A 24,516-nucleotide genomic window follows, 5' to 3' on the forward strand; every position below is an offset into this window, starting at 1 on the left:
AGCCATTGAAATGAAAAAAATATTAAATACGCTTTTCGAACAAAAACGATTGACTAAAGAACAATCGAAAGAAGTACTTATAAATATAGCTCAAGAAAAATATAATGCGTCTCAAATAGCTGCATTTATTACAGTATTTTTGATGCGTCCAGTTTCTGTAGATGAATTATCTGGATTTAGAGAAGCTTTATTGGAATTAGCCATAAAAGTTGATTTGTCAGATTTTAATACTATTGATTTATGTGGTACAGGAGGAGATGGAAAAAATACATTTAACATTTCAACTCTAACTTCATTTATTGTTGCAGGAACAGGAAACAAAGTGGCCAAGCATGGTAATTATGGAGTATCGTCTGCTTCTGGATCATCTAATATGTTGGAGTTTTTAGGGTACCAATTTACTAATGATGAATCAGTATTAAAACAACAGTTAGATGAAGCAAATATTTGTTTTTTACACGCTCCATTATTCCATCCAGCAATGAAGGTGGTAGCTCCAATACGAAGAGAGTTGGGAGTAAAAACGTTTTTTAATATGTTAGGTCCTTTAGTAAATCCGAGTGCGCCACAAAATCAATTAGTGGGGGTGTTCAATTTAGAGGTTGCTAGAGTATATAATTATATGTTGCAACAGTCCAGTGTAAATTACGGAGTGGTACATGCATTAGATGGTTATGATGAGATTTCATTAACAGGTGATTTCAAATTGTTTACTAAAGAAGCAGAGCAACAAATTTCGCCATCAGATTTAGGTCAAAAGCAAATATTACAATCAGATATTTTTGGAGGAGACACAGTAGCAGAAGCAGCGAAAATATTTGTAGATATTATTAACGGAAAAGGAACAGAACAACAAAATAATGTAGTGTTAACAAATACAGCATTTGCATTAAAAACATTTGATAAAAATAAGAGTTTTGAAGTTGCTTTTGAAGAAGCAAAAGATTCATTGTTTGGATTAAAAGCAAAAAAATCATTAGAAAAACTAGTAAGTTAAAATGACAATTTTAGATAAAATAATAGCGTTTAAAAAAACAGAAGTAGCAAAAATAAAAGCTGAAGTTCCTGTTAAGAAGTTGGTGGAGAGTCCAAACTTTAAAAATTCATCATTTTCATTAAAAAAATCTTTATTACAAGTTGGTTCAACAGGAATCATTGCTGAGTTTAAACGTCAATCGCCGTCAAAAGGAATTATAAACGATAAGGCTACAGTTGTAGAAGTTACAGAAGGGTATTTAGATGCTAATGTAGCAGCGCAATCTATTTTAACCGATACTTCTTTTTTTGGAGGTTCTATGGCAGATTTATTAGAAGCTAGAACAGTAAATCAAGTAAAACCAATTTTAAGAAAAGATTTTATTGTAGATGGTTTTCAAATTGTAGAAGCAAAAGCTATTGGAGCAGATGTAGTATTGTTGATAGCTGCTTGTTTAACCAAACAAGAATTGAAAAACTATGGACAGTTAGCGTCAGATTTAGGTTTGGAAGTTTTGTATGAGGTACATACACAAGAAGATTTAGATAAAATAAATGACTTAGATAATAAGATTATTGGTATTAATAATCGAAATCTTAAAACTTTCGAAGTTGATTTAGAACATTCGATAAAGTTGGCAGGTCAAATTCCAGATACAGCTCTAAAAGTTTCAGAAAGTGGAATTTCAGATCCAAGAATTATTACTGGATTAAAAGAGCATGGATTTCAAGGTTTCTTAATAGGAGAAAACTTCATGAAAACAGAAAATCCAGGTGAGGCATGTAAAGAATTTATCAGCCAAATTAGATAGTAATATGAAAGTTGAGGATTATCTAATTAAAGATTGGGAAGAGAGGGAAACTGGAGTTTTTTTAAAAGAAAATGAGGATTGGATACTAATAAAAAGTATTCCTGTAGATTTTCAAGTTGATGGGTATAAGCTTTTAAGAAAAAAGTACCTTAAAGAAAGAAGAGAAAATACTAATAAATCATTAAAAAAGGTTTTAGAATTAAAGCGTTTGAAGTTTGAAGAGCCTGTAGGGTTTAAGTTCATGTCTCCTTTTGAATTTTTAAAATGGTCTGAAAAAGAATATGGTTGTTTTGAATTTCAAGATGATATAGAAGATGAATTGTTTTATGGTGTGATTCAAAAGTCAAAAGAAAAAAGTTTTTTTATTGATTTTATAAAATCTGATGGAACTGTGGATTTAGATTTTGATTTTGAATTTTCTGAAGAAGATATTAGGGTAATCTCCTTCGGTTCAGATTACTTTGAATCTATAAGTTTGTTGTATAAATCAAATAAATTAAAATCTGTATGAAACTTAAAGTATGTGGAATGAAATATGTAGAAAATATCCAGCAAGTAGCAGGTTTACAGCCAGACTATTTAGGATTCATTTTTTACGATAAATCAAAAAGAAATTTTGAAGGAATTATTCCACAATTACCTAAAGGTATTAAGAAAACTGGGGTTTTTGTAAATGAGTATTTAGAAATAGTAATTTCTCTTGTTGAAGAATATAAGCTAGAAGCAATTCAGTTACATGGAGATGAATCAGTAACTTATATTGAAAGTTTAAAAGAGCATTTACCGAAGGTTGAACTTATTAAAGTTTTTGGAATTAAAGACGAATTTGACTTTGAAATACTAAAACCATACGAGGTAGTTGTTGATTACTTCTTGTTTGATACTAAAGGGAAAGAAAGAGGAGGTAATGGAGTTACATTCGATTGGACGGTCTTAAAAAAATACAATTCAACAAAACCGTTTTTTTTAAGCGGAGGTATTGGATTGGAAGAAATTAAAGAAGTACAAAATATTATTAAAACAGATTTACCAATTTATGCACTAGACGTAAATAGTAAGTTTGAAAAAGAAGCTGGTTTAAAATCGGTTAAAAAAATAAAGAAATTTAAAAATGAAATTTCAACCAACTAAAGAAGGATATTACGGACAGTTTGGAGGAGCATTTATTCCAGAATTATTACATCCAAATGTAAAAGAGTTAGAAGATAATTATTTGAAGATTCTTAGTTCAGAAGCTTTTCAAAAAGAATATAAAGATTTGTTGCAACATTATGTTGGAAGACCAAGTCCATTGTATTTAGCAAAACGATTGTCTGAAAAATATGGAGCTACTATTTATTTAAAACGCGAAGATTTAAACCATACTGGAGCTCATAAAGTGAATAATACTATAGGGCAAATTTTGGTAGCAAAGCACTTAGGAAAAACTAAAATTATAGCTGAAACTGGTGCAGGACAGCATGGTGTTGCAACAGCTACAGTATGTGCGTTAATGGATTTAGAATGTGTGGTTTTTATGGGAGAAACCGATATTAAGCGCCAGGCTCCGAATGTAGCTCGTATGAAAATGTTAGGAGCAAAAGTAGTTCCAGCTACTAGTGGTAGTAAAACATTAAAAGATGCAACCAATGAAGCAATTCGTTATTGGATTCAAAACCCAGAAACGTATTATTTAATAGGATCTGTAGTTGGTCCGCACCCATATCCAGATATGGTAGCACGTTTGCAAGCGGTAATTTCAGAAGAAATGAAATCCCAATTAAAAGAACAAACAGGAAAAGAAAATCCAGATACGGTAATAGCTTGTGTTGGAGGAGGATCAAATGCAGCTGGAGCTTTTTATCATTATTTAGATGATGAAGAAGTGGAACTAATAGCAGTAGAAGCAGCAGGATTAGGAGTTAATTCAGGAGAAAGTGCAGCAACTTCACAATTAGGAGAGGTAGGAGTAATACATGGAAGTAAAACAATTTTGATGCAAGACGAGTATGGCCAAATAGTAGAGCCTTATTCTATTTCAGCAGGATTAGATTATCCTGGGGTTGGTCCTTTGCATGCATATTTACATGAAACAAGCAGAGCTAAGTTTATGAATGCAACTGATAAAGAAGCCTTAGAAGCAGCTTATGAGTTAACAAAAATTGAAGGAATAATTCCTGCATTAGAAAGTGCACATGCTTTAGCTGTTTTACCTAAAATGAATTTAAAAAAAGAACAAACCATTATTATTAATTTATCAGGTAGAGGAGATAAAGATTTAGAAACTTATATTAAGCATTTAGAGGAGTAATCATGAATTCAGTAAAAAGTATATTTCAAGAGAAAAGTCAAAATCTATTATCTATTTTCTTTACAGCAGGTTTTCCAAAGCTAGATGATACAACTAAAATAATAGACGAGCTAAGTTCAAGTGGTGTCGATTTTATAGAAGTAGGTTTACCATATTCAGACCCATTAGCCGACGGACCAACAATACAACACAGTAGTTCAGTAGCATTGAATAATGGAATTAACTTAGATGTGATATTTGAGCAATTAATGGCTATTAAAGACACTAATAAGACACCGTTAGTTTTAATGGGATATTTGAATCAAATTATAAAATATGGAGAGCATGAATTTTGTCAGAAGGTAAAAGAATGTGGTATAGATACTGTGATTATTCCAGATTTACCAATGATTGAATATGAGAATCATTACAATGAATTGTTTGATAGTTACGGAATTACCAATGTGTTTTTAATAACACCACATACGTCAGAAGAAAGAATTCGTAAGATAGACTCTCTAACAAACGCATTTATTTATGTAGTAGCATCTGCTTCAATAACAGGAGCAAAAGGAGAAATTTCTCAACAACAAATAGATTATTTTAATCGAATAAATGCCATGAATTTACAAAGTAAATTAATTGTTGGTTTTGGAATTTCAGATCATAAAACATTTACTACAGCTTGTGATTATATGAATGGAGCAATTATCGGTTCGGCATTTATAAAAGAGTTGAAGGAAAATGGGGTTGACAATATTTCAGCCTTTATTTCAGGGATAAAAAATTAACTGTTAAGAAAAACTTAAAATTCTTAAAGGCATTATTGAATGTTATAAATTAGTAGTTTATAACACAAACAATAATGTCTAAGAAACCTTTTTCCATACTAGCAGCATTTTTATGCTCCAGCTTTTTAGTAGCTCAAAACACTTTTATTCGAAAACCAGAAATAAGTCCAGATGCATCTCAAATGGCATTTTCATACCAAGGAGATATTTGGACTTATAATTTTGGAAACCAACAACAAACAAGACTTACTATTCATAAAGCTTATGAAAGTAACCCAGTTTGGAATACAAACGGAACTGAAATTGCTTTTTCTTCAAACAGAAAAGGTAATGATAACATTTTTACAACTTCAATAAAAGGAGGTGTACCTAAACAATTAACATATTACCCAACAGCTAATATTCCAACTAATTGGACTAAAGATGGGGATGTGTTATTTAATACAAGGAGAGTTTATAGAGGCCCAGAATGGGATGGACAAATGTATTCTGTTAATCAAAAAGGAGGAACTCCAAGCAGATTGTTAACAGCATATGGAGAAGATGCTCAATTATCACCAAATGGAAAGTTTATAGCTTTTGTAAAAGGAGCTTGTCGAATTGCTCGTGAGGACTATTCAGGTTCTGCACAAAGAGATATTTGGATTTATAATGTACAAACAAAAAAGTACAACCAAATAACAACAAGTAATAAAAATGATCATTCACCAGCTTGGGATGCTGCTGGAAATTTATATTATATAGGAGCTAAAAGCGGTCGCTATAATATTTATAAGCAATCAATTACTGCAAACGGAACAATAAGTGGGGCAGCTACTCAATTAACATCACATAAAAAAGATGGAGTTCGTACATTTTCAGTAAGTAACAATGGAACAATTGTTTACTTAAGTGGAATGAATATTTTTAAATTAGAAAACGGAAAGGCTCAAAAAATTAATTTAAAAATTTATTCAGATAATCGTTTTGAACAAGAAATAACCAATACTGTATCAAATAAGATAACTGGTTATGCAGTATCTCCCGATGGTAAAAAAGTTGCGATGGAGATTAACGGAGAAATTTTTGTTAAAGAAAATAACAAAGAAAAGAAGCGCTCTAACAATGTAAGTAAACATCCTTTTAGAGACCGTAGCCCACAATGGTTAGATGATAAAACGGTTGTTTTTATGTCAGATAGAGATGGGCATTATGAATTATATAGTGTAGTTTCAAAGGATACTTTGGTAGGATTACAAAGAAGTTTAAAAACGAAAGTAACTAAATTAACATCGAGTAAAGAAGATGTTGATAACCCAATAGTATCACCTAATGGAAAAAAGATAGCTTATCAAGTAGGAAGAGGTACTTTAATGATTGCTGATATCAAAGATGGAAAAATTGTTAAACCACAAGTATATTCAGATTCATGGGCGCCAACTGAAGATTTTTCTTGGAGTCCAGATAGTAAGTATATCGCATATTCTCAAGAAGATTTAGATTTTGATAGTGAAATATTTATCCAATCAGTAGCAGATAAAAGCAAAAAAATGAATGTTTCTATGCACCCTCGTAGTGATAGAAGTCCTGTTTGGAGTGCTGATGGAAAGAAATTAGCTTTTATTTCTAATAGAAATGGAATTAATTATGATGTATGGATGGTATGGTTGCAAAAAGAAGATTGGGAAAAATCAAAAGTAGATCATAAAGAAGGAGCATATTACCCAGAAAAGAAAGAAGATAAAAAATCTGGTAAAAAAGGAAAGAAAGATAAAAAGAAGAAAAAAGTAAACGTAAAGATAGATTCTGATAGAATTTTTGATCGTTTAGTACAAGTAACTTCTTTACAAGATAATGAGTTCGGACCAATGTTTAGTGCCGATAGTGAATTTATCTACTTTTCAGCAACAAACCCAGCAACTAAAAAGAGAGGTTTGTACAAGATTAAGTGGGATGGAACTAAATCTAAAGCAATAAAAGGAGTGTCAAGAGCAGGAGGTTTCACTTTAAATAACAATAAAGCTTACTTTGTTTCAGGAGGGAAATTAAAACAAATGAATACTAAATCTGATAAGGTAACAGGTTTACCACATTCAGCTACCTATACTGTAAATAAAGAAAAAGAGCATGTTCAAGTTTTTGATGAAGGAATAAGAGCTTTAACAGCTGGTTTCTATGATCCAGAGTTTCACGGATATGATTGGAAAGGTTTAGTTAAAAAGTATAGACCTTGGGTATTATCAGCATCAACATATCAAGATTATGCATATATGTATAACTTGTTATTAGGGCAATTAAATGCAAGTCATATGGGGTATTTTGCAAGAAATACACCTAAAAATAAAAGTGAAAAAATTGGATTACTAGGTTTAGAAGTAGAAAATGCTAAAGACGGAGCTCGTGTAAAATATGTTTTAAATAATACAGTAGCTAGTAAATCGAAAAGTAAATTAAATGTTGGAGATGTAATCACTCATGTAAATGGACAAAAAGTTCAAAAGGATACAAACTTTTATAGCTTGTTAAAGAATACTCAAGCAAATGAAGTCTTATTAACTTTAAAAGGAGGTAAAGAAATAGTTATTCGTCCACAAAGTTCAATTAGAAGAGCACAATATGAGGCATGGATTGAGTCTAGAAAAAAGCTAGTAGATAAATATTCAAATGGACAATTAGGATATATCCATATTCAAGGGATGAATACTCCAAGTTTTGAACGTTTTGAAAGAGAATTAAAAGCAAGTGGATATGGAAAAAAAGGAATTGTAATTGATGTTCGTTATAACGGAGGTGGATGGACTACAGACCGATTAATGGCAGTGTTAAATGTAGACCAACATGCATATACAATACCAAGAGGAGCAGCAAAAAGCTTAAAGAACAATAAAAAGTTTTCAAAAAACTATCCATTTAATGAACGTGCAATTTTATCTGTAAATACAAAGCCAGTTGTAGCTTTATGTAATGAGAACAGTTATTCAAATGCAGAAATCTTTTCACATGCATTTAAGAACTTAGGATTAGGAAAGTTAGTAGGACAACCAACATTTGGAGCTGTAATTTCTACAGGAGGAAAAGGATTGCAAAACGGATTTATTCGTATGCCATTTAGAGCTTGGTTTGTGAAAAAATCGGGAAAGAATATGGAGAATGAAGCACCAGCTGTACCAGATTATTTAGTAAAGAATGCACCAGGATGGAAAGAAAGAAATGAAGATGCACAATTAAAGAAAGCAGTTGAGGTATTATTAAAAGATTTGAAATAAACGAAGTAAGTTTAAAGTAAATAAAATGAAGCGTAGAATTTAAATTCTACGCTTTTTTTATGACTATTTTTGCCTTATGATGGAGATAACGGAAAAAGATTTATTAGAAAAGTTAAAGTCAAATTTTGGATATGATAGTTTTCGATTAGAGCAACAAAAAATCATCGAAAACATATTAAATAAAAGAGATACGTTGGTTATTATGCCAACAGGTGGAGGAAAATCTATTTGTTATCAATTACCAGCATTATTCTTCAAAGATATTACCTTGGTTATTTCACCATTAATAGCATTAATGAAAGATCAGGTCGATAGTTTAAAAGCTAACGGAATACCTGCAACGTATTATAACAGTAGTCAATCAGCTGAAGAGCAGCAAAAAGTATTTGATGCTATTGTAAATAAAACTGTAAAATTGGTATATGTAGCTCCAGAGAGTTTACCCTTATTGCAAAATATTTTAACCCAATCTTATATAAGTTGTATAGCTATAGATGAAGCACATTGTATATCGGCTTGGGGGCATGATTTTAGACCTTCATACAAACAATTATCATTTTTAAAAAAGTCACTACCAGATGTGCCAATTGTAGCACTAACAGCAACAGCAGATAAAGCTACACAAGAAGATATTTTAGAGCAATTGGCCGTACCTAATGCGACTAAATATGTAAGTTCATTTAATAGAAAGAATATAAGTTTAGAAGTGCGTCCTGCAAATGATAGGATTAAACAAATTATTCAATTTATCAATCGACGTCCCAAAGAATCGGGTATTGTTTACTGTTTAAGTAGGAAAGCAACAGAGCAATTAGCAACAAAGCTAAAGCAGAATAATATAGATGCGAAGGCATATCATGCAGGGTTAACTTTTGAAGAAAGAGCAAAAACACAGGAAGATTTTATAAAGGACGATGTTACTATTATCTGTGCAACAATAGCATTTGGTATGGGAATAGATAAGTCAAATGTACGTTGGGTAATACATTATAACATGCCAAAAAACATAGAAGGCTATTATCAAGAAATTGGACGTTCTGGACGTGATGGTTTACCTGCAAATGCATTGTTGTTTCACAGCTATGCTGATGTAATTCAGTTACGACAATTTATTGCTAATACAGGCAATAAAGAGGTGCAAGAAGCTAAGTTAGATCGAATGAAGCAGTTTGCAGAAGCAACTGTTTGTAGACGAAAAATTTTACTGAGTTATTTTGGAGAGTTGATAGAAGAAAACTGTGGAAATTGTGATGTTTGTAAAAATCCACCTAAGTTTTTTGATGGAACCATTATAGCACAAAAAGCATTATCGGCTATATACCGACTACAACAAAAAGAAGCCATGGGTACAGTAATTGATGTACTTAGAGGTGCACAAAATGCAACGGTTTTAGATAAAAACTATCAAACATTAAAAACTTATGGAGTAGGTAATGATATATCCTGGAAAGACTGGCAACATTATATAATTCAATTAATAAACCAAGGGTATTGTCAAATAGCATTTCATTTAAATAATACATTACAGTTAACAGAGTTTTCAAAAAAAATACTTTTTAGCGGAGAGAAAATCCAATTAACAATTCCGAAAGAAATAAATAAAGAAGAAAAATTAGTAAGAACTAAAGCTAAACGAACAACTAAGGTGGTTCGAGATACATTATTTGAACGCTTAAGAAAACTCCGATACAAGATAGCACAAGAGGAAGACATAGCTGCCTATTTGGTGTTTAGTGACGCTACGTTAAGAGAACTAGAAAATGAAAGACCACAAACAGATAGTGAGTTTTTAGCTATAAGTGGGGTAGGTCAGCGAAAATTAGAAGTGTATGGTGGAGAGTTTATGGAAGAGATAAGAACTTTTTTACAAGAAAAAAAGCGAGGAAGAAAGGACACAACATTAGAAACATATAATTTATATAAAGAAGGCTTTTCAATTGAAGAAATTGCAGAGAAAAGAGGTTTAAAGTCACCAACAGTATTTTCCCACTTATCTAAATTATACTTAGAAGGAAAAGATGTAAGTTTAGATGAGTTTATATCAGCAGATGAATTAAAGTTAATAGCCAATGCAAAAAAAGTGCTGAGAAACGAAACAGCGTTAAAACCTTATTTTGAGTTTTTAGGAGAGAAAATTCCTTATGAACAAATAAGGGTTGGACTTACCATTTTACAAAAGAAAAGATAGTTTTAAAAGTAATGGAAGATTCTCAATTACCAATAGATTTTACAAGTAATGAAGCTTTAAAATTAAAAGAGCAAATACTTAACTTAGAAAAGGAAATAAAAAAAGTTAGAGAAAAATTATTGCCTTTTGAGCAATTATTGCGAAATGCTATAGCTGATTTAATTGTAGAAGAAAGGGAATTGGTAATTCTATACAAAAAACAAAAAAAAGCAAAAAAAGAAAAACGATTAGAACAAAAGCGTAGAGGAAAAAATTATAAAGAGCCCAAAGGATTAAAAGTAATACAAAAAGAAAAAGTTAGCATAGCTAAAGAAGATGTAAAGGAGAAAAAAAGATTGTATAAAGAAGCTATGTTATATGTACATCCAGATAAGTTTTCAATGAATGGAGAAGAAGAAACATTGGCAACAGATATTACAACTAAACTAATAGAAATCTACCAAACGGGAACTTTAGAAGAATTAAAAGAGTACCATTCATATATATTTAGTGGGAATTTAGGAGTTAAGATACCAGAAGGCTTTATACCTAAGTCAGATACGAATAGTAATAACTATTTAAAAAATGAACTTGTACGCTTAAAAAAAGAGTTAGAAAAATTATTAAATAGCTATACAAACAAAGTTCTAAATGAATATGACAAGCCTATGTTGTTTGTAGATGAATTAAAAGCATACTATAAAGACAGGATTTTTAAACTAAAAAAGAGAACACGAACAAAATAAAACGACATCCAATTATTTAAGATGTCGTTTAAATAGTTTTTTATTCAGTTTTCAATTGATCCATTTCTTTAATGAGGTCATCTAATTTTGAAATTTGAGTAGCGTATAAAATTTTAGTAGAAATATTATAAACTACAAATCCTATAACAGATACACAAACAGCGATAAGAAAGCCAACACTAATCATTTTTAATAAAGAAGTATCGCTGGAAATAAATTTTGAAAGAAAACTCTTTTCTTTAAGATTATAAGCAAGAATAAATATTGATAAAACAGCTGCAGGAATCGCAAAAACAAAAAGTTTTTTAGTCGATTTCATAATAATACTAATAATATATCTGTATTGTTTTAGGTAAGATAAGTTATCAGATTTAACATCAATATCTTTAAATTTTTTCAACAGATTACTATTAAAAAAGTACAAGCATAAAATTAAAAATGCAGCATATAACCCAATGATGACTTCAGAAAGCAATGTCATTCCTATTACAACAATTATAGCCATTGGAATAAGCCCTTTGTTATCTATTTCATAAGTGCGTTTAATCTTATTGATAATAGATTTTGATTTCTGATTGTATAAATTATTTATTTTAGGAGCAATTAACGATTGTTCGTTAATAAAAGCTTCAGTCCATATTTTCTCAATTGATTTTTCCATCTAATAATATTTTTAATTGTTTTTTAATTCTGTTAATACGTACACCAATATTGTTAGCGCTAGTTCCAATAATTGCTGCAATTTCTTTGTTAGGGTTTTCTTCTAAATAAAGCAGGATAATTGCTCTATCTAGTTCCGACAATTTTTTAATAGCATCATATAACAAATTCAAATTTTCATCTTCAAAAGCAGCGTTTTTATCAGTTTCTTCATGAAAAACTTCAACAACATTAGCTCTTCTTTTGTTTTTTTTAGAAAGCGTTAAACAAATGTTTAAAGTAATTCTATATATCCAAGTAGACCATTTTGATTTATTTTGAAAAGCATCTCTACTTTTCCAAATCTGTAAGCAAGCTTCTTGATAAAAATCTTCGAAGTCTTCTTCAGAGTCAGTATAAGCTCTACATATTTTAATAATAATACCTGCATGAGGCAAAATAGATGTTATATAAAAGTCGTTACTCAAAATTGTTTTTTGTTGATTAGTAAATCGAGAATTTAAATTATTACAAGAATAAAGAAAAAAATAAAAATATTTTATTTTCAGAAATTATTGAAAGTTAAGAAAAAAGATATATATTTGCAATATGAAGTTAGAAGACGCGAAATTAAAATACATTCATACTTGGGGTAGTTTGGCTACAAACTGGGGGATTAATAAAACCATGGCGCAGGTACATGCATTGTTATTAGTATCTACCAAACCATTATCTGCAGATGAGATTATGGACACTTTAAAAATATCTCGCGGAAATGTAAATATGAATGTAAGAGCGTTGATTGATTGGGGAATTGTAAGCAAAGAATTAGTAGTAGGAGAGCGTAAAGAGTTTTTTATTGCAGGAAAAGATATCTGGGAATTATTTAAACAAGTAACAAAAGAGCGTAAGAAAAGAGAGATAGAACCTGTATTAAAGGTTTTAGACGATTTGAAAAATGGAGTAGAAGAAAACTCAGAAGATGCAGAAGAATTTAAAAAGCTAATGAATGATCTTTCATCAGTAACAACAACGGTAAATGGTATTTTAGATAAAGCAATTAAGGCTGATGAGCATTGGTTGTTATCTAATTTTACTAAAATGATAAAAAAGTAAAAAAATTTACAAACAAACTTTCAATAATTTCTGAAAATATGAAACATATAGGAATTTTAATACATGTCAATCGAGTAATTGTATGGGCTACTTTAATATTATATGCTACTATTTTCTTAGGGTTATGTGCTCAAATAATATTAGGGTGTTCACAAGTTTTAACAGGAATAGTTTTATTGTATTTTATAAAAAACTTCTCGAAAAAAAATCAGAAAAGACTAAAGTTTTATTGGGGGTTTGTAATTACTTATGGGATTCTTTGGATTACAGATTTTATAAATTTTTATGATGATTTATGGTTTGTTGCTATGATTGTTTTGCCTTTAAGTATTGCAGGTTATTTCACTTTCATTTTAGAATCAATAAAGAAAGAGCTATGAATCAAGTAACCTATATAATTTATGTTTTGCTATCAATTCTTATTGTAATTAAGGTTGGAAATGAATGTTATAGTAATGGCAAAATTTACATCTTAAATTATTTTCCAAAGGATGTAAACTTCGGTAATGGAATCAATAAATTGCTAAGAACTGCTTATTATTTATTAAACATTGGTTTGGTTATATGGAGCCTAAATTCAATGAAAGAAATCACCACTTCTACGGATGTTATAAAAGAGATTACGAATAGATTAAGCTATGTATTCTTAATAGTAGGCTCTCTTCATTTCATCAATATTTATACAGTCTATTTAATTCATAAACATTTTAAGAAAAAGTAATATGGAAATTCAACTAAAAGAAAACTGGAAAAAAATTAAAGAACATTTTAGAAAAAGCAGACAAGAAAATATGCATGTTTCTATAGCTTCAGTTAATGCTAATAACGAGCCGACAGTAACTCCAATAGGTTCTTTGTTTTTAAACGATAATCAAACAGGTTTTTATTTTGAAAAATTTGCCACCAAGCTAAAAGAGAATAAAAAAACAAACAAAAATATATGTGTGCTTGCGGTAAATACCAATAAATGGTTTTGGTTAAAATCATTGTTTTTAGGCAAGTTTTTAGAGTATCCAGGAGTAAAGTTATATGGTGAGTTAGGAATTAAAAGAGATGCAAATGAAGCGGAATTCCGAGCAATGCAACGTAGAGTTAGAAAAGCAAAACTATTAAAAGGATACACATATTTATGGAAAGACATGAGTATGGTAAGAGAAATAAAATTTACAAAGGCAGAGAAAATAAATCTCGCAAGAATGACAAGAAAATTATAAATCACTAAAAATAGTAATATGAACACTTCATTAGAATTAATAGCTTACATCATTTATTTACCTATTAGTATAGGACTTACAACATTTGTGTCACAACATTTATTTAAAAATAGTAAAATATTTATGCTGGATATTTTTCATCAAAAAGTAGAAATAGCAATGGCTACAAATAAACTTTTTAAAATAGGTTTCTATTTATTAAACATAGGTTTTGCTTTGCGAATTATAGAAATATACAGCCTAACAGGTTATAAAGATTTAGTAGAAACACTAAGTTCAAAAATTGGTGGTTTCTCAATTTACTTAGGACTTGTAATGATTTTCTTTATTCTGTTTTTCTTAAAAGGAAGAAAAGCAAGTAAAGAAGGTAATTTAAAAATTGAAAAAGAAAAGTTATGAAAATAGTAATAGCTGGAGGAACTGGATATTTGGGAAATTTGCTTATTGAATATTATAAAAAAGAAAAAGAAAATCAAATTTACATTTTAACTAGAAAACAAAAGATAAATGTAGATAATGTTAATTATATACAATGGGATGGAATTTCTAAAGGTTATTGGACAGTTTTGTTAAACAACACAGATGTGTTAATTAATTTAGCAGGAAAATCAGTCAATTGTAGATATCATCAAAAAAATAAAGATGAAATTTATAAAAGCAGATTAAATAGCACTGCTTTACTCTGTGAGGTAGTCCAAGAATTAGAATTTCCACCAAAAGTATTTATTCAGTCTTCTTCAGCGACTATTTATGAGCATTCAGAAAATAAATTGATGACAGAAGAAAAAGGAAAAATTGGAACAGATTTTTCAATGGATGTATGTAAGAAATGGGAAGAAGTATTTAATAGCTATAAGTTTAAACGAACTAAAAAAATTATCACAAGAACTTCTATAGTTTTAGGTCAAAAAGGAGGTGCTTTTCCTATAATGAAAAAAATGGTGGAATTAGGTTTTGGAGGAAGACAAGGAAAAGGAAATCAGTATATAAGTTGGATTACAGAGAAAGATTATGTAAAAGCGATTAACTTTTTAATACATGAAAAAGAAGGAGTTTATAATGTTTGCGCTCCTAATCCAATACAAAATTATGATTTTCAGAATTTATTGAAACGAAAGTTAAACATGTCATTAGGTTTAAATGTTTCAGAAAACTTGCTTAAAATAGGAGCAAAAATCATAGGAACAGAACCAGAATTATTACTGAAAAGTAGAAATGTATACCCTGAAAAACTATTAGAGTTAGGTTTTAATTTTACTACCAAAACTTTTAAGGAATTTAAAATATAATTTATGGCAGTCATAGTATTATTAACAAAGATAGAAGCAGTTAAGAAAATAGTATTTGATCTTTCTCGTAGCATAGAACTTCATAAAATATCAACCAAACGTACAAATGAGAAAGCTATTGCTGGAAAAATGGAAGGACTTATAGAGTTAAATGAAACTGTTACTTGGAGAGCAAAACATTTAGGAATATATCAAAATTTTACCTCAAAAGTAATAGGGTGTAAAGAATCTGAATATTTTGCAGATGAAATGATTTCAGGAGCATTTAAAAGTTTTAAACACGAACATTATTTTTGTACTAATGAAAATAAATCTACCATACTAATTGATGTTTTAGAGTTTAAATCACCTTTTGGTTTTCTAGGTAAATTAGTAGATGCTATTTTCTTAAAAAGATATATGACTAATTTTTTAAAAATTAGAAATAGAACAATAAAAGAGTTTGCTGAAACGAATAAATGGAAAGAAATATTAAATTAAAATTATGAGTTTTTTAAAAGCAGAATGGAGAAAATTATTAATGGTAAACTACCAAATAAACCCTGAAGTTTTAAAACCATTTGTACCTAATGGAACAGAATTAGATTTCTATAAAGATAAATGTTATATAAGTCTAATAGGTTTCATGTTTAAGAATACAAAACTGTTGGGGCTTAAAATACCATTTCATATAAATTTTGAAGAAGTAAACCTGCGCTTTTATGTAAAAAGAAAAGAGAATGGAGTTTATAAAAGAGGAGTGGTTTTTATTAAAGAAATAGTACCAAAACCAGCCATAACTTTTGTTGCCAACACAATTTATAATGAGAATTATGAAACCTTACCAATGAAGCATGAATGGGGTGAGAAAAATGGAAGTTTTAATGTTTCTTATCAATGGAAAACTAAGGAAAAGTGGAATCTAATTGAAGCAATAGTTAAAAATGAACAGCTTGAAATAAAAGATAATTCTGAAATAGAGTTTATTTCAGAACATTATTGGGGGTATGCAAAAAATAAAGACCAAACAACAGAATACGAAGTGAAGCATCCTAAATGGAAATATTACCCTTTAAAGAGTTATAATGTCAATGTAGATTTCTTAGCTAGTTATGGAAAAGCTTTTGAATTTTTAAATAACCTGCAACCAGCTTCTGTATTTTTATTAGAAGGTTCAGAAATATCTGTAGAAAATAAAACGATACTATGAGTTATATAAAATACAGAGGTTATTTAGAACCTCTGTATTTTAATAGTAAATTCGTTTAGTAAACTAAAATCTTATCAGTTTTAATAACAGCTTCATCAGATAAAATTTCTATTTGGAAATTTTGAGATTTAATTAAATCAATAATATCTTCCTCAAGTAAATTTTCAGATCCTTCAATCCGAAGTACATTATCAATATCCTCAATGTCAATAGACCATTTAAAAATATCTGGATGCTTATTAAGTATAGATTCTAAAGATTGAACTTTTTCTTCTGAATCAATATTGGTTTTGAATATTAGTGGTTCCATAGTTTATTCTATTTCAGTTTTAGATGAGCTACCTTGTTCTGGGTTCATTTTTCGTTCAAGATATTCACTGTAATATTTATCGCCTTCTTCTTTCCAAAATTTGTCATAGTGTTTCCACTTAGAAAAATCTGTTTTACCATTCTTTTCACATTTACATTTATGATGAGATTTTTTGCCGCTACCGCCACCACAGCCTCCAATTAAAATTCTTAAAAGGATAAATAAACCAACAGCTTGCCAATAAGTAAGTGTAGTAAACCCAAAAATTTCAGGCATTAACCAGTTCCATAACCACATTATAACAAAGCCAAATAAAATAGCTAAACCTGTAATAAATATACCTCCAAAGATGATGATAGCTGCAATTTCTACGGGCGATTTTTTTCTAAACTTATGAGTGAAAAAATTTGTCATGATTCAATAATTTTATGTTTTTGTATTTCTTGTTCTATTTTTTTATATAAAATTCCAATGGCTCTGTGCCTTCTAGACATTAGTGTTCCAATAGGAATTCCAGTTTCAGTTGATATTTCTTTATAAGTATAACCTTCAAAATCTACTGCGATAATAATATCCTTGTAAGCAGGTTTTAAATGTTCAATACACTGTTTTAAAATTGATATCATTTGATCAGAATTGTAATAATTCTCAGATTGATTAAATGCATCAACAAGGTTTAATAAGCTTTTATCAGAATCTAGTTTGTCAGATTTTTTAGGAGCCCTCATTGTATCAATAATTTTATTTTTTATTGATCGATACACAAAACTAGCTACGTTATTTATAGGACCGTATCTGTCAGCACCAGCAAATAGTTTTAAAGCTACATCTTGAATAATATCTTCGGCATTTCGATTAATCGTATCACTTATTCGGGTATTGATATACCTTTTAAGTGATAGATATTCTCTACCAAAAAAATCCTTAAGCTTTTTTGTATTCTCTGATTCCAAATTATTTAAAAACCTTTTATGAAGAGTCTTCGTTTTAAAAGACGATGTTTTTCTAATTTATTGCGTTTAAGACTATAAATTTTATAAAAAAAAATAGAAAATAGCTATAAATCATTTATTGTCAGTGGTTATAGGAAGCTGATTTAAACGTAAATAAAAAAGCCTCACAAATTAATGTGAGGCTTTTGTTGTTATTGTACATATTAGAATATTACATGTTTCTTCTATATTGTCCACCAACTTTAAATAAAGCTTGTGTAATTTGTCCTAAAGAACAATACTTAGTAGCTTCCATTAACTTATCAAATAAGTTTTGGTTTTGAATAGCAGCTTCCTGTAAAATAGCTAATTGTTCTTGAACTTTTTCTTCATTAGCCTTATTTAATAATTCTTTAGTTTGAATTTGGAATTGTTTTTCTTCCTCAGTTGCACGAATAACTTCTGCTGGTTGTACAGTAGGTGAGCCTTTAGAACTTAAGAAAGTGTTTACACCAATAATTGGGAATTCACCAGTATGTTTTAAAGTTTCGTAATACAAACTTTCTTCCTGAATTTTAGAGCGTTGGTACATTGTTTCCATAGCTCCTAAAACTCCACCACGTTCGGTAATTCTATCAAATTCTTCTAATACAGCAGCTTCTACTAAATCTGTCAATTCTTCAATAATAAAAGAACCTTGAATTGGATTTTCATTCTTAGCCAATCCTAATTCTTTATTAATAATTAACTGAATTGCCATAGCTCTTCTTACCGATTCTTCTGTTGGTGTTGTTATAGCCTCATCATAAGCGTTTGTATGTAAAGAGTTACAGTTATCGTAAATAGCATATAAAGCTTGTAACGTAGTACGAATATCATTAAAATCAATTTCCTGAGCATGTAATGAACGTCCAGAAGTTTGAATATGATACTTTAACATTTGAGCTCTTGGGTTGGCATTGTATTTATATTTTAATGCTTTTGCCCAAATTTTACGAGCTACACGACCAATTACTGAATATTCAGGATCAATACCATTAGAGAAGAAGAACGATAAGTTTGGTCCAAACTTATTAATATCCATTCCACGAGATAAATAATACTCTACGTATGTAAATCCATTAGCTAAAGTTAAAGCTAATTGAGTTATAGGGTTTGCACCAGCTTCAGCAATATGATATCCAGAAATAGAAACTGAATAAAAGTTACGAACTTGTTTTTCAATAAAATATTCTTGAACATCCCCCATTAAACGTAGGGCAAATTCAGTAGAGAATATACAAGTATTTTGAGCTTGGTCTTCTTTTAAAATATCTGCCTGAACAGTTCCTCTTACTTGTGCTAAGGTTGCAGCTTTAATTTCAGCATAAACATCAGCAGGTAAAACCATGTCTCCAGTTAAACCTAAAAGCATAAGTCCTAAACCATCGTTACCTTCTGGTAAATCCCCTTGGTATTTTGGTCTTTCTAAACCTTTAGAATCATAAACTTCTTTAAACTTAGCTTCAACTTGTTTTTCTAACTTGTTTTCTTTGATGTATTTCTCACAATTCTGATCGATTGCAGCATTCATAAAGAAACCTAATAACATAGGAGCTGGACCATTAATAGTCATCGAAACAGATGTCATTGCGTGACTTAAGTCGAAACCTGAGTATAATTTTTTAGCATCATCTAAGCAGCAAATAGAAACTCCAGCGTTACCAATTTTACCATAGATATCAGGTCTGTGCCCAGGGTCGTTTCCATATAAAGTAACAGAATCAAAAGCAGTAGATAAACGTTTAGCTGGCATTCCTAAACTTACATAGTGGAAACGTCTGTTTGTACGTTCTGGTCCACCTTCTCCAGCAAACATTCTTGTTGGGTCTTCTCCAGTTCTTTTAAAAGGATATAATCCAGAAGCATAAGGGAATTCACCAGGAACATTTTCTTGTAAGTTCCAACGTAATAAATCGCCCCAAGCTTGATATTTAGGTAATGCTACTTTAGGAATTTGTGAATGAGAAAGTGACTCTGTATGAGTTGCGATTTTTATTTCCTTATCACGTACTTTAAATGTATAAATAGGATTTTTATATTTCTGAACTTTTTCCTGCCAGTTTAAAATAATTTCCCAGTTATATGGGTCAAGATTTAATTTTACTTTATCGAATTGTGCTATTAAAAGTTTGATGAAGTCTTGTTCGTCACTTTGAGTTTGTTTTAAAATTTCATCTTCGTTCAATCCTGTTTTTATAATTTCAACAGAAGTATTGATGATAGATTCAATTGTTTGGTGAATACCATATAATTTTTGAGCAACTGTTACTTGATCATCAACTTTTTTATCATAAGCTCTGTTGTTTTCTGATATTTCAGATAAATAGCGAACTCTACTTGGTGGAATTACAAATATCTTTTCAGACATTTCCTTAGTAATTTCCATGTTAGATTTTAAATCTGCATTAGTTTTTTCAACTAACTTATCCATAATACGCTTATATAAGGTATTCATTCCAGGATCGTTAAATTGAGAAGCAATAGTACCAAACACAGGCATGTCGTCCATATGAACATCCCATAAGTTGTTGTTACGCATATATTGCTTTTTAACATCACGTATCGCATCTAAGGCCCCACGTTTATCAAATTTGTTGATGGCAACTAAATCAGCAAAATCAAGCATGTCAATTTTTTCTAACTGAGTTGCAGCTCCAAATTCAGGAGTCATTACATATAGAGAAGTATCTGAGTGCTCAATAATTTCTGTATCAGATTGTCCAATACCAGAAGTTTCTAAAATGATTAAATCAAATTCAGCAGCTTTTAAAACTTCAACAGCTTCATTTACATATTTAGATAGAGCTAAATTAGATTGACGTGTAGCTAATGAACGCATATATACACGCTCATCGTTAATAGCATTCATACGAATACGGTCTCCTAATAAAGCGCCACCTGTTTTACGTTTTGAAGGATCAACAGAAATTAACCCAATTGTTTTATTTGGAAAATCAATTAAAAAACGACGTACTAATTCGTCTACTAAAGAAGATTTTCCAGCTCCACCAGTACCAGTAATTCCTAAAACTGGTGTTTTTGAATTTTTATTTTTTTCATGAATAGCTTCTAACGTTTCTTTAGCTACTTCAGGAAAGTTTTCAGCAGAAGAAATAATACGTGCAATACTTCCAATTTCTTTATTGGCTAAGTTGTTCATTTCTCCATTTAATTTATCTCCAATGGCAAAATCAGATGTTTCTACCAAATCGTTAATCATTCCTTGTAAACCTAATTCACGTCCATCATCTGGAGAATATATACGAGTAATTCCATAATCCATTAGTTCTTTAATCTCTTCAGGAAGAATTACACCGCCACCGCCACCAAAAATTTTGATATGACCAGCACCTCTTTCTTTAAGTAAATCGTACATATATTTAAAGTACTCCGTATGACCTCCTTGGTAAGATGTCATTGCAATAGCATTTGCATCTTCTTGAATTGCACAGTTTACAACTTCTTCAACACTTCTATCATGACCTAAATGAATTACCTCTACACCAGTAGATTGTATAATTCTACGCATAATATTTATGGCAGCATCGTGTCCATCAAATAATGAAGCAGCAGTTACAATTCTAACTTTATGTTTGGGTTTATATGGTGCTATTTGTTCCATTCGTAAATTAACTTAAATTTTGGGTACGCAATTTACGGAAATATTAAAAAATAAATGGATTTGCTAAGAATAATAAAAGTTAATGTTGTTAGGGGATTATGCTAGATGATTGTTAAAGTTTATATAAAGTTAAAAATGAATATATTTTTTAAGAGTATTATTCATTCTAAAAGACAATTTTTGTAACAAAACTAAAGTTAGAGCAACTTACTAAAAGAAAAAGTAAACAATTGAATGGAGATTTTAAATCAGTTATCATTATTTAGTTATCTATTAGCTTCTTTTTCAGCTATTATGATAGGGTTTTTATTTTTAACCTTGAAGATAAGAAAACAAAAGGGAAATGTTTTTTTAATATTATTTTTATGGGCTTTAGGGTTTAATATAATAAGCGATTTTCTTAATGATGAAGAACTAGCGAATGTATTTAATCATATTTCAATAGAAATTAATACTTACTTATTTATTATTCCGTCACTATTTATTTACATTATAATTGTTACAAAAGAGAAAGGGTGTTTTTGGTGGCTGTTTTTATATTTGCCAGGTATCCTTTTAAATTTGATACCTTTTAAAGATCCTGAACTAGGGGAAGTATTGCACGAACTGGTGTTTCTTTTTATGAATATTCCATTGTTAGTAATTGCTTTTTATTTTTTGAAAAGATACAGATTGAAGTTAGAAAACTATTTTTCATATGTAGAAAATAAAACATTGTCATGGATTAAAGTAATTATGCTTACCATAGTTGGATTACATATTTTTATGTTTTTATGTGGAGTTTTATTGATAAATGAGGAAAGTGAATTGGTAGAGGCACAAATTGAATTTATAATAAGTTTAGTTACTTTTTTTATTGTGTATTGGATTGGTTATAATGGATTTCAACAAGTAGCCTACATAAATGATGTTTCTGATAAAATATCTAAAGTAGAAGTAGAAAAAGAAGAAGTAGTAGAAGAAATTGTAAAGAATAACAAAGAAGTTGATAATATAAAGTTTAAAGAACTTTATAACAAAATAGAAAAAGAGAAATATTACAGAAACCCTAATTTAAACGTAAAACTTTTATCAGAACTATTAACTATAAAAGAGAGAGAATTATCTAATTTGATAAATGTATGTGCTAAAAAGAATTTTCATCACTTTATAAACCAATTAAGAGTAGTAGAGTTTAAAAGATTGATAGAATCTGATAAAGCAATGCAATATTCAATTTTGGGGCTAGCAAGAGATGCTGGTTTTTCTTCAAAATCAACTTTCTATAAAGTATTCAAACAAATAGAAGGGATGACACCTAGTGAATACAAGAGTAAATTAAAATGTCCAAATAAACTTATATAAGAGGTATCTGTTTGGTTACTTTTCCGAATTTAAAAGAAATTTCTAGTTTTTTAATAGTAAGTCTTGTATGTTGCGCAGAAGTTTTGGAGCTTGGAAGTAATAAAAACTAGGCCAAGCTCGTTTTTGTAACGAAGTGTCAACGTTGGGTAGACTGATTCATAATTTAAAACATCAATTTCTTTGAAGAACTTTGAACTCATATCTCTGTTATTTGATTTACTAACAGCCTTTTCGGGTATAACTATTGGAATTCTTTTTATAACACTAAAAATAAAAAATCAAAAAGGGAATATATACTTAGCACTTTTTGTGTTGAGTTTATCATTAGGTTTTATAGAAGATCTTTTTGAAGACGAAAACTTAGGAATACTATCTGATAACATAAGAATAGTGATAGAAACCGATTTTTTTATCATGCCTTCTATATTCCTTTATGCTTTAACTGTGGCAAGAAAGAACATATCTTATGCTTGGTTACTACTCTATTTGCCTGGGATTTTAATGAATATTATTGGTTTTTCAGATTCTGAAGGAGAGGAAATTATTCAGGGCTTAGCATTTGTGTTGTTAAACTTTTCATTATTGTTTTTTTCTTTTCGAGTATTAAATAGATTTAAAAAGAAACTGAAAAGTTATTATTCATATATAGAAGATAAAAATATTTCATGGGTTAAAACAATAGTAATAACTACTTTAATAATACATTTTTATATTCTTTTTGAAGGTGTTCTGATAATGGTTTTTGATAACCGTTATTTGGAGGTGTTCTTAGAATTAATTTTAAGCATGCTCACATTCTTTGCAGTGTATTGGGTAGGATATAACGGATTTCAACAAATAGGTTATATTAATGATGTTTCAGAAGCAGTAGCCTTAATAGAAATTCCTGAAGAAGAAAATGAAGATAATAATTCACAACCACAAAATATAGAAAATGTAAATTTAGAGAAGTATAAACGTTGCTGTGAACAAATTCTAAAAGAGAAATATTTTACTAATCCAAATTTGACTTTAAAACTGCTTTCAGGTTTTCTGTTCATAAAAGAAAGAGAATTATCAGAACTTATAAATTCATGTGCAAAAAGTAATTTTCATGGTTTTATTAATAAGTTTAGAGTAGAAGAATTCAAGAAACTATTAAGTTCGGACAAAGTTGTACATTATTCAATATTAGGACTAGCAAAAGATGCTGGTTTTTCTTCGAAATCAACGTTTTATAAGGTGTTTAAAGAGGTGGAAGGAGTAACTCCAAGTGAGTATAAAAACGGGTTAAGAAGTCCGAATACGTGTTCTAGGACTTGTTAAAAAGAATTTTTTTAATCGTGTAGCGTTTCTTTGCTGACAGGTAATTGTAACGTTATTTATTGAAGGGATAAAGTTACTTTTTATAAGTACATGTCTAATTTTAAAAACAAATCACGATGAAGAAAATAATAGTAACCATAATTATACTTTGGTTGGGGCATGCTCCAGCACAATATCAAGAGATTTCTAAACAAATTTTTGGTAAATGGCAATTAAAGCAAGTAGAAGCAATGGGACAAAAAGGAAGCCCTATGGAAGTTTTTGGAGTTGCCGAAGCCTATCAAGAGTACCAAAAACCAAATAAATTTACAGGTTTCTTAGGAGAAAAAGTAAGCGGGAGTTTTATTGTTGATGATAAATCAAAAACAATTACTGTAAAAGCAGGAAAAGATGACGCTGTTTTTAAAGTAAAAAGCTTTACTGCTCATAAAATGGTGCTAGATATAGACACCGAAGAGGGTATTCTGACTCTACATTATCAGAAGAAATAACTGTTGTTTAAAATTTAA

At 29.7% G+C, this 24,516-nt stretch carries 26 protein-coding genes; 20 read left to right on the forward strand and 6 right to left on the reverse strand.

What is annotated here, in order from left to right; translation table 11 throughout:
- The first annotated feature begins 10 nt into the window (after window positions 1–10).
- The 9 genes from trpD to Q0958_RS07930 all read left to right on the forward strand — a co-directional run bounded on the left by trpD (window position 11) and on the right by Q0958_RS07930 (window position 11,005).
- Window positions 11–997, forward strand: a complete 987-nt coding sequence (trpD, locus tag Q0958_RS07890) for an anthranilate phosphoribosyltransferase (RefSeq protein WP_299121887.1) — start codon at window positions 11–13, stop codon at window positions 995–997.
- A gap of 1 nt (window position 998) precedes the next feature.
- Window positions 999–1,787 (forward strand): indole-3-glycerol phosphate synthase TrpC, encoded by a 789-nt coding sequence (gene trpC / locus Q0958_RS07895; RefSeq protein ID WP_150900469.1) that lies wholly within the window; start codon window positions 999–1,001, stop codon window positions 1,785–1,787.
- A 4-nt stretch (window positions 1,788–1,791) separates the two neighbouring features.
- Window positions 1,792–2,298, forward strand: coding sequence for a hypothetical protein (locus Q0958_RS07900; protein ID WP_299121890.1), 507 nt, complete (start codon window positions 1,792–1,794; stop codon window positions 2,296–2,298).
- A complete protein-coding gene (locus tag Q0958_RS07905) occupies window positions 2,295–2,918 on the forward strand; it encodes a phosphoribosylanthranilate isomerase (protein ID WP_299121892.1) in 624 nt (207 codons plus the stop codon). The genes Q0958_RS07900 and Q0958_RS07905 overlap by 4 nt, the downstream gene beginning before the upstream one ends.
- Window positions 2,899–4,077 (forward strand): tryptophan synthase subunit beta, encoded by a 1,179-nt coding sequence (gene trpB / locus Q0958_RS07910; protein WP_299121894.1) that lies wholly within the window; start codon window positions 2,899–2,901, stop codon window positions 4,075–4,077. Before Q0958_RS07905 ends, trpB begins: the two co-directional genes overlap by 20 nt.
- A gap of 2 nt (window positions 4,078–4,079) precedes the next feature.
- A complete protein-coding gene (trpA, locus tag Q0958_RS07915; protein WP_299121895.1) occupies window positions 4,080–4,847 on the forward strand; it encodes a tryptophan synthase subunit alpha in 768 nt (255 codons plus the stop codon).
- 74 nt (window positions 4,848–4,921) lie between these two features.
- Complete coding sequence (locus Q0958_RS07920) at window positions 4,922–8,092, forward strand: S41 family peptidase (RefSeq protein ID WP_299121897.1); 3,171 nt, start codon at window positions 4,922–4,924, stop codon at window positions 8,090–8,092.
- A gap of 79 nt (window positions 8,093–8,171) precedes the next feature.
- Window positions 8,172–10,280, forward strand: coding sequence for a DNA helicase RecQ (gene recQ, locus Q0958_RS07925; RefSeq protein ID WP_299122385.1), 2,109 nt, complete (start codon window positions 8,172–8,174; stop codon window positions 10,278–10,280).
- Between the two features lie 11 nt (window positions 10,281–10,291).
- The gene (locus Q0958_RS07930) at window positions 10,292–11,005 is read left to right on the forward strand and encodes a hypothetical protein (RefSeq protein ID WP_299121899.1); all 714 of its coding nucleotides are present in this window, start codon (window positions 10,292–10,294) and stop codon (window positions 11,003–11,005) included.
- Between the two features lie 40 nt (window positions 11,006–11,045).
- On the opposite strand, the gene Q0958_RS07935 is transcribed toward Q0958_RS07930, so the two are convergent.
- The gene (locus Q0958_RS07935; protein ID WP_299121901.1) at window positions 11,046–11,666 is read right to left on the reverse strand and encodes a hypothetical protein; all 621 of its coding nucleotides are present in this window, start codon (window positions 11,664–11,666) and stop codon (window positions 11,046–11,048) included.
- Window positions 11,650–12,132, reverse strand: a complete 483-nt coding sequence (locus Q0958_RS07940; RefSeq protein ID WP_299121902.1) for a sigma-70 family RNA polymerase sigma factor — start codon at window positions 12,130–12,132, stop codon at window positions 11,650–11,652. The genes Q0958_RS07935 and Q0958_RS07940 overlap by 17 nt, the downstream gene beginning before the upstream one ends.
- 121 nt (window positions 12,133–12,253) lie before the next feature.
- On the opposite strand from Q0958_RS07940, the gene Q0958_RS07945 reads away from it, so the two are divergent.
- Genes Q0958_RS07945 through Q0958_RS07980 form a run of 8 tightly spaced genes read left to right on the forward strand, consistent with a single transcriptional unit; the run spans window position 12,254 to window position 16,452 of the window.
- Entirely contained in the window at window positions 12,254–12,760 is a 507-nt protein-coding gene (locus Q0958_RS07945) for a MarR family transcriptional regulator (RefSeq protein ID WP_299121904.1), read from the forward strand.
- 38 nt (window positions 12,761–12,798) lie between these two features.
- Window positions 12,799–13,140 carry a hypothetical protein gene (locus Q0958_RS07950; RefSeq protein ID WP_299121906.1) on the forward strand — a complete coding sequence of 114 codons (342 nt, stop codon included), beginning with the start codon at window positions 12,799–12,801 and terminating at the stop codon, window positions 13,138–13,140.
- Window positions 13,137–13,481, forward strand: coding sequence for a hypothetical protein (locus Q0958_RS07955; protein WP_299121908.1), 345 nt, complete (start codon window positions 13,137–13,139; stop codon window positions 13,479–13,481). The genes Q0958_RS07950 and Q0958_RS07955 overlap by 4 nt, the downstream gene beginning before the upstream one ends.
- Window position 13,482: 1 nt before the next feature.
- A complete protein-coding gene (locus Q0958_RS07960; RefSeq protein ID WP_299121910.1) occupies window positions 13,483–13,974 on the forward strand; it encodes a hypothetical protein in 492 nt (163 codons plus the stop codon).
- Between the two features lie 18 nt (window positions 13,975–13,992).
- Window positions 13,993–14,373 (forward strand): hypothetical protein, encoded by a 381-nt coding sequence (locus Q0958_RS07965; RefSeq protein ID WP_150900458.1) that lies wholly within the window; start codon window positions 13,993–13,995, stop codon window positions 14,371–14,373.
- Window positions 14,370–15,263 (forward strand): TIGR01777 family oxidoreductase, encoded by an 894-nt coding sequence (locus Q0958_RS07970; RefSeq protein WP_299121913.1) that lies wholly within the window; start codon window positions 14,370–14,372, stop codon window positions 15,261–15,263. The genes Q0958_RS07965 and Q0958_RS07970 overlap by 4 nt, the downstream gene beginning before the upstream one ends.
- Before the next feature lie 3 nt (window positions 15,264–15,266).
- The gene (locus Q0958_RS07975) at window positions 15,267–15,743 is read left to right on the forward strand and encodes an SRPBCC family protein (protein ID WP_299121914.1); all 477 of its coding nucleotides are present in this window, start codon (window positions 15,267–15,269) and stop codon (window positions 15,741–15,743) included.
- Window positions 15,744–15,747: 4 nt separating this feature from the next.
- Window positions 15,748–16,452 carry a DUF2071 domain-containing protein gene (locus tag Q0958_RS07980; RefSeq protein ID WP_299121916.1) on the forward strand — a complete coding sequence of 235 codons (705 nt, stop codon included), beginning with the start codon at window positions 15,748–15,750 and terminating at the stop codon, window positions 16,450–16,452.
- Between the two features lie 55 nt (window positions 16,453–16,507).
- On the opposite strand, the gene Q0958_RS07985 is transcribed toward Q0958_RS07980, so the two are convergent.
- From Q0958_RS07985 to Q0958_RS08000, 4 genes are all read right to left on the reverse strand, one after another.
- The gene (locus Q0958_RS07985; RefSeq protein ID WP_299121918.1) at window positions 16,508–16,762 is read right to left on the reverse strand and encodes a hypothetical protein; all 255 of its coding nucleotides are present in this window, start codon (window positions 16,760–16,762) and stop codon (window positions 16,508–16,510) included.
- A 3-nt stretch (window positions 16,763–16,765) separates the two neighbouring features.
- Window positions 16,766–17,176 (reverse strand): hypothetical protein, encoded by a 411-nt coding sequence (locus Q0958_RS07990; RefSeq protein ID WP_299121920.1) that lies wholly within the window; start codon window positions 17,174–17,176, stop codon window positions 16,766–16,768.
- Window positions 17,173–17,715, reverse strand: a complete 543-nt coding sequence (locus Q0958_RS07995) for an RNA polymerase sigma factor (RefSeq protein WP_299121922.1) — start codon at window positions 17,713–17,715, stop codon at window positions 17,173–17,175. The genes Q0958_RS07990 and Q0958_RS07995 overlap by 4 nt, the downstream gene beginning before the upstream one ends.
- Before the next feature lie 211 nt (window positions 17,716–17,926).
- Window positions 17,927–21,358, reverse strand: a complete 3,432-nt coding sequence (locus Q0958_RS08000; protein WP_299121924.1) for a methylmalonyl-CoA mutase family protein — start codon at window positions 21,356–21,358, stop codon at window positions 17,927–17,929.
- 234 nt (window positions 21,359–21,592) lie between these two features.
- On the opposite strand from Q0958_RS08000, the gene Q0958_RS08005 reads away from it, so the two are divergent.
- From Q0958_RS08005 to Q0958_RS08015, 3 genes are all read left to right on the forward strand, one after another.
- A complete protein-coding gene (locus Q0958_RS08005; protein WP_299121926.1) occupies window positions 21,593–22,702 on the forward strand; it encodes a helix-turn-helix domain-containing protein in 1,110 nt (369 codons plus the stop codon).
- Window positions 22,703–22,882: 180 nt separating this feature from the next.
- Window positions 22,883–24,007 (forward strand): AraC family transcriptional regulator, encoded by a 1,125-nt coding sequence (locus tag Q0958_RS08010; protein WP_299121928.1) that lies wholly within the window; start codon window positions 22,883–22,885, stop codon window positions 24,005–24,007.
- 116 nt (window positions 24,008–24,123) lie between these two features.
- Window positions 24,124–24,498, forward strand: a complete 375-nt coding sequence (locus Q0958_RS08015) for a hypothetical protein (protein WP_299121930.1) — start codon at window positions 24,124–24,126, stop codon at window positions 24,496–24,498.
- Window positions 24,499–24,516: the final 18 nt, after the last annotated feature.

The organism is uncultured Tenacibaculum sp., from assembly GCF_947499065.1.
Lineage (GTDB): Bacteria > Bacteroidota > Bacteroidia > Flavobacteriales > Flavobacteriaceae > Polaribacter.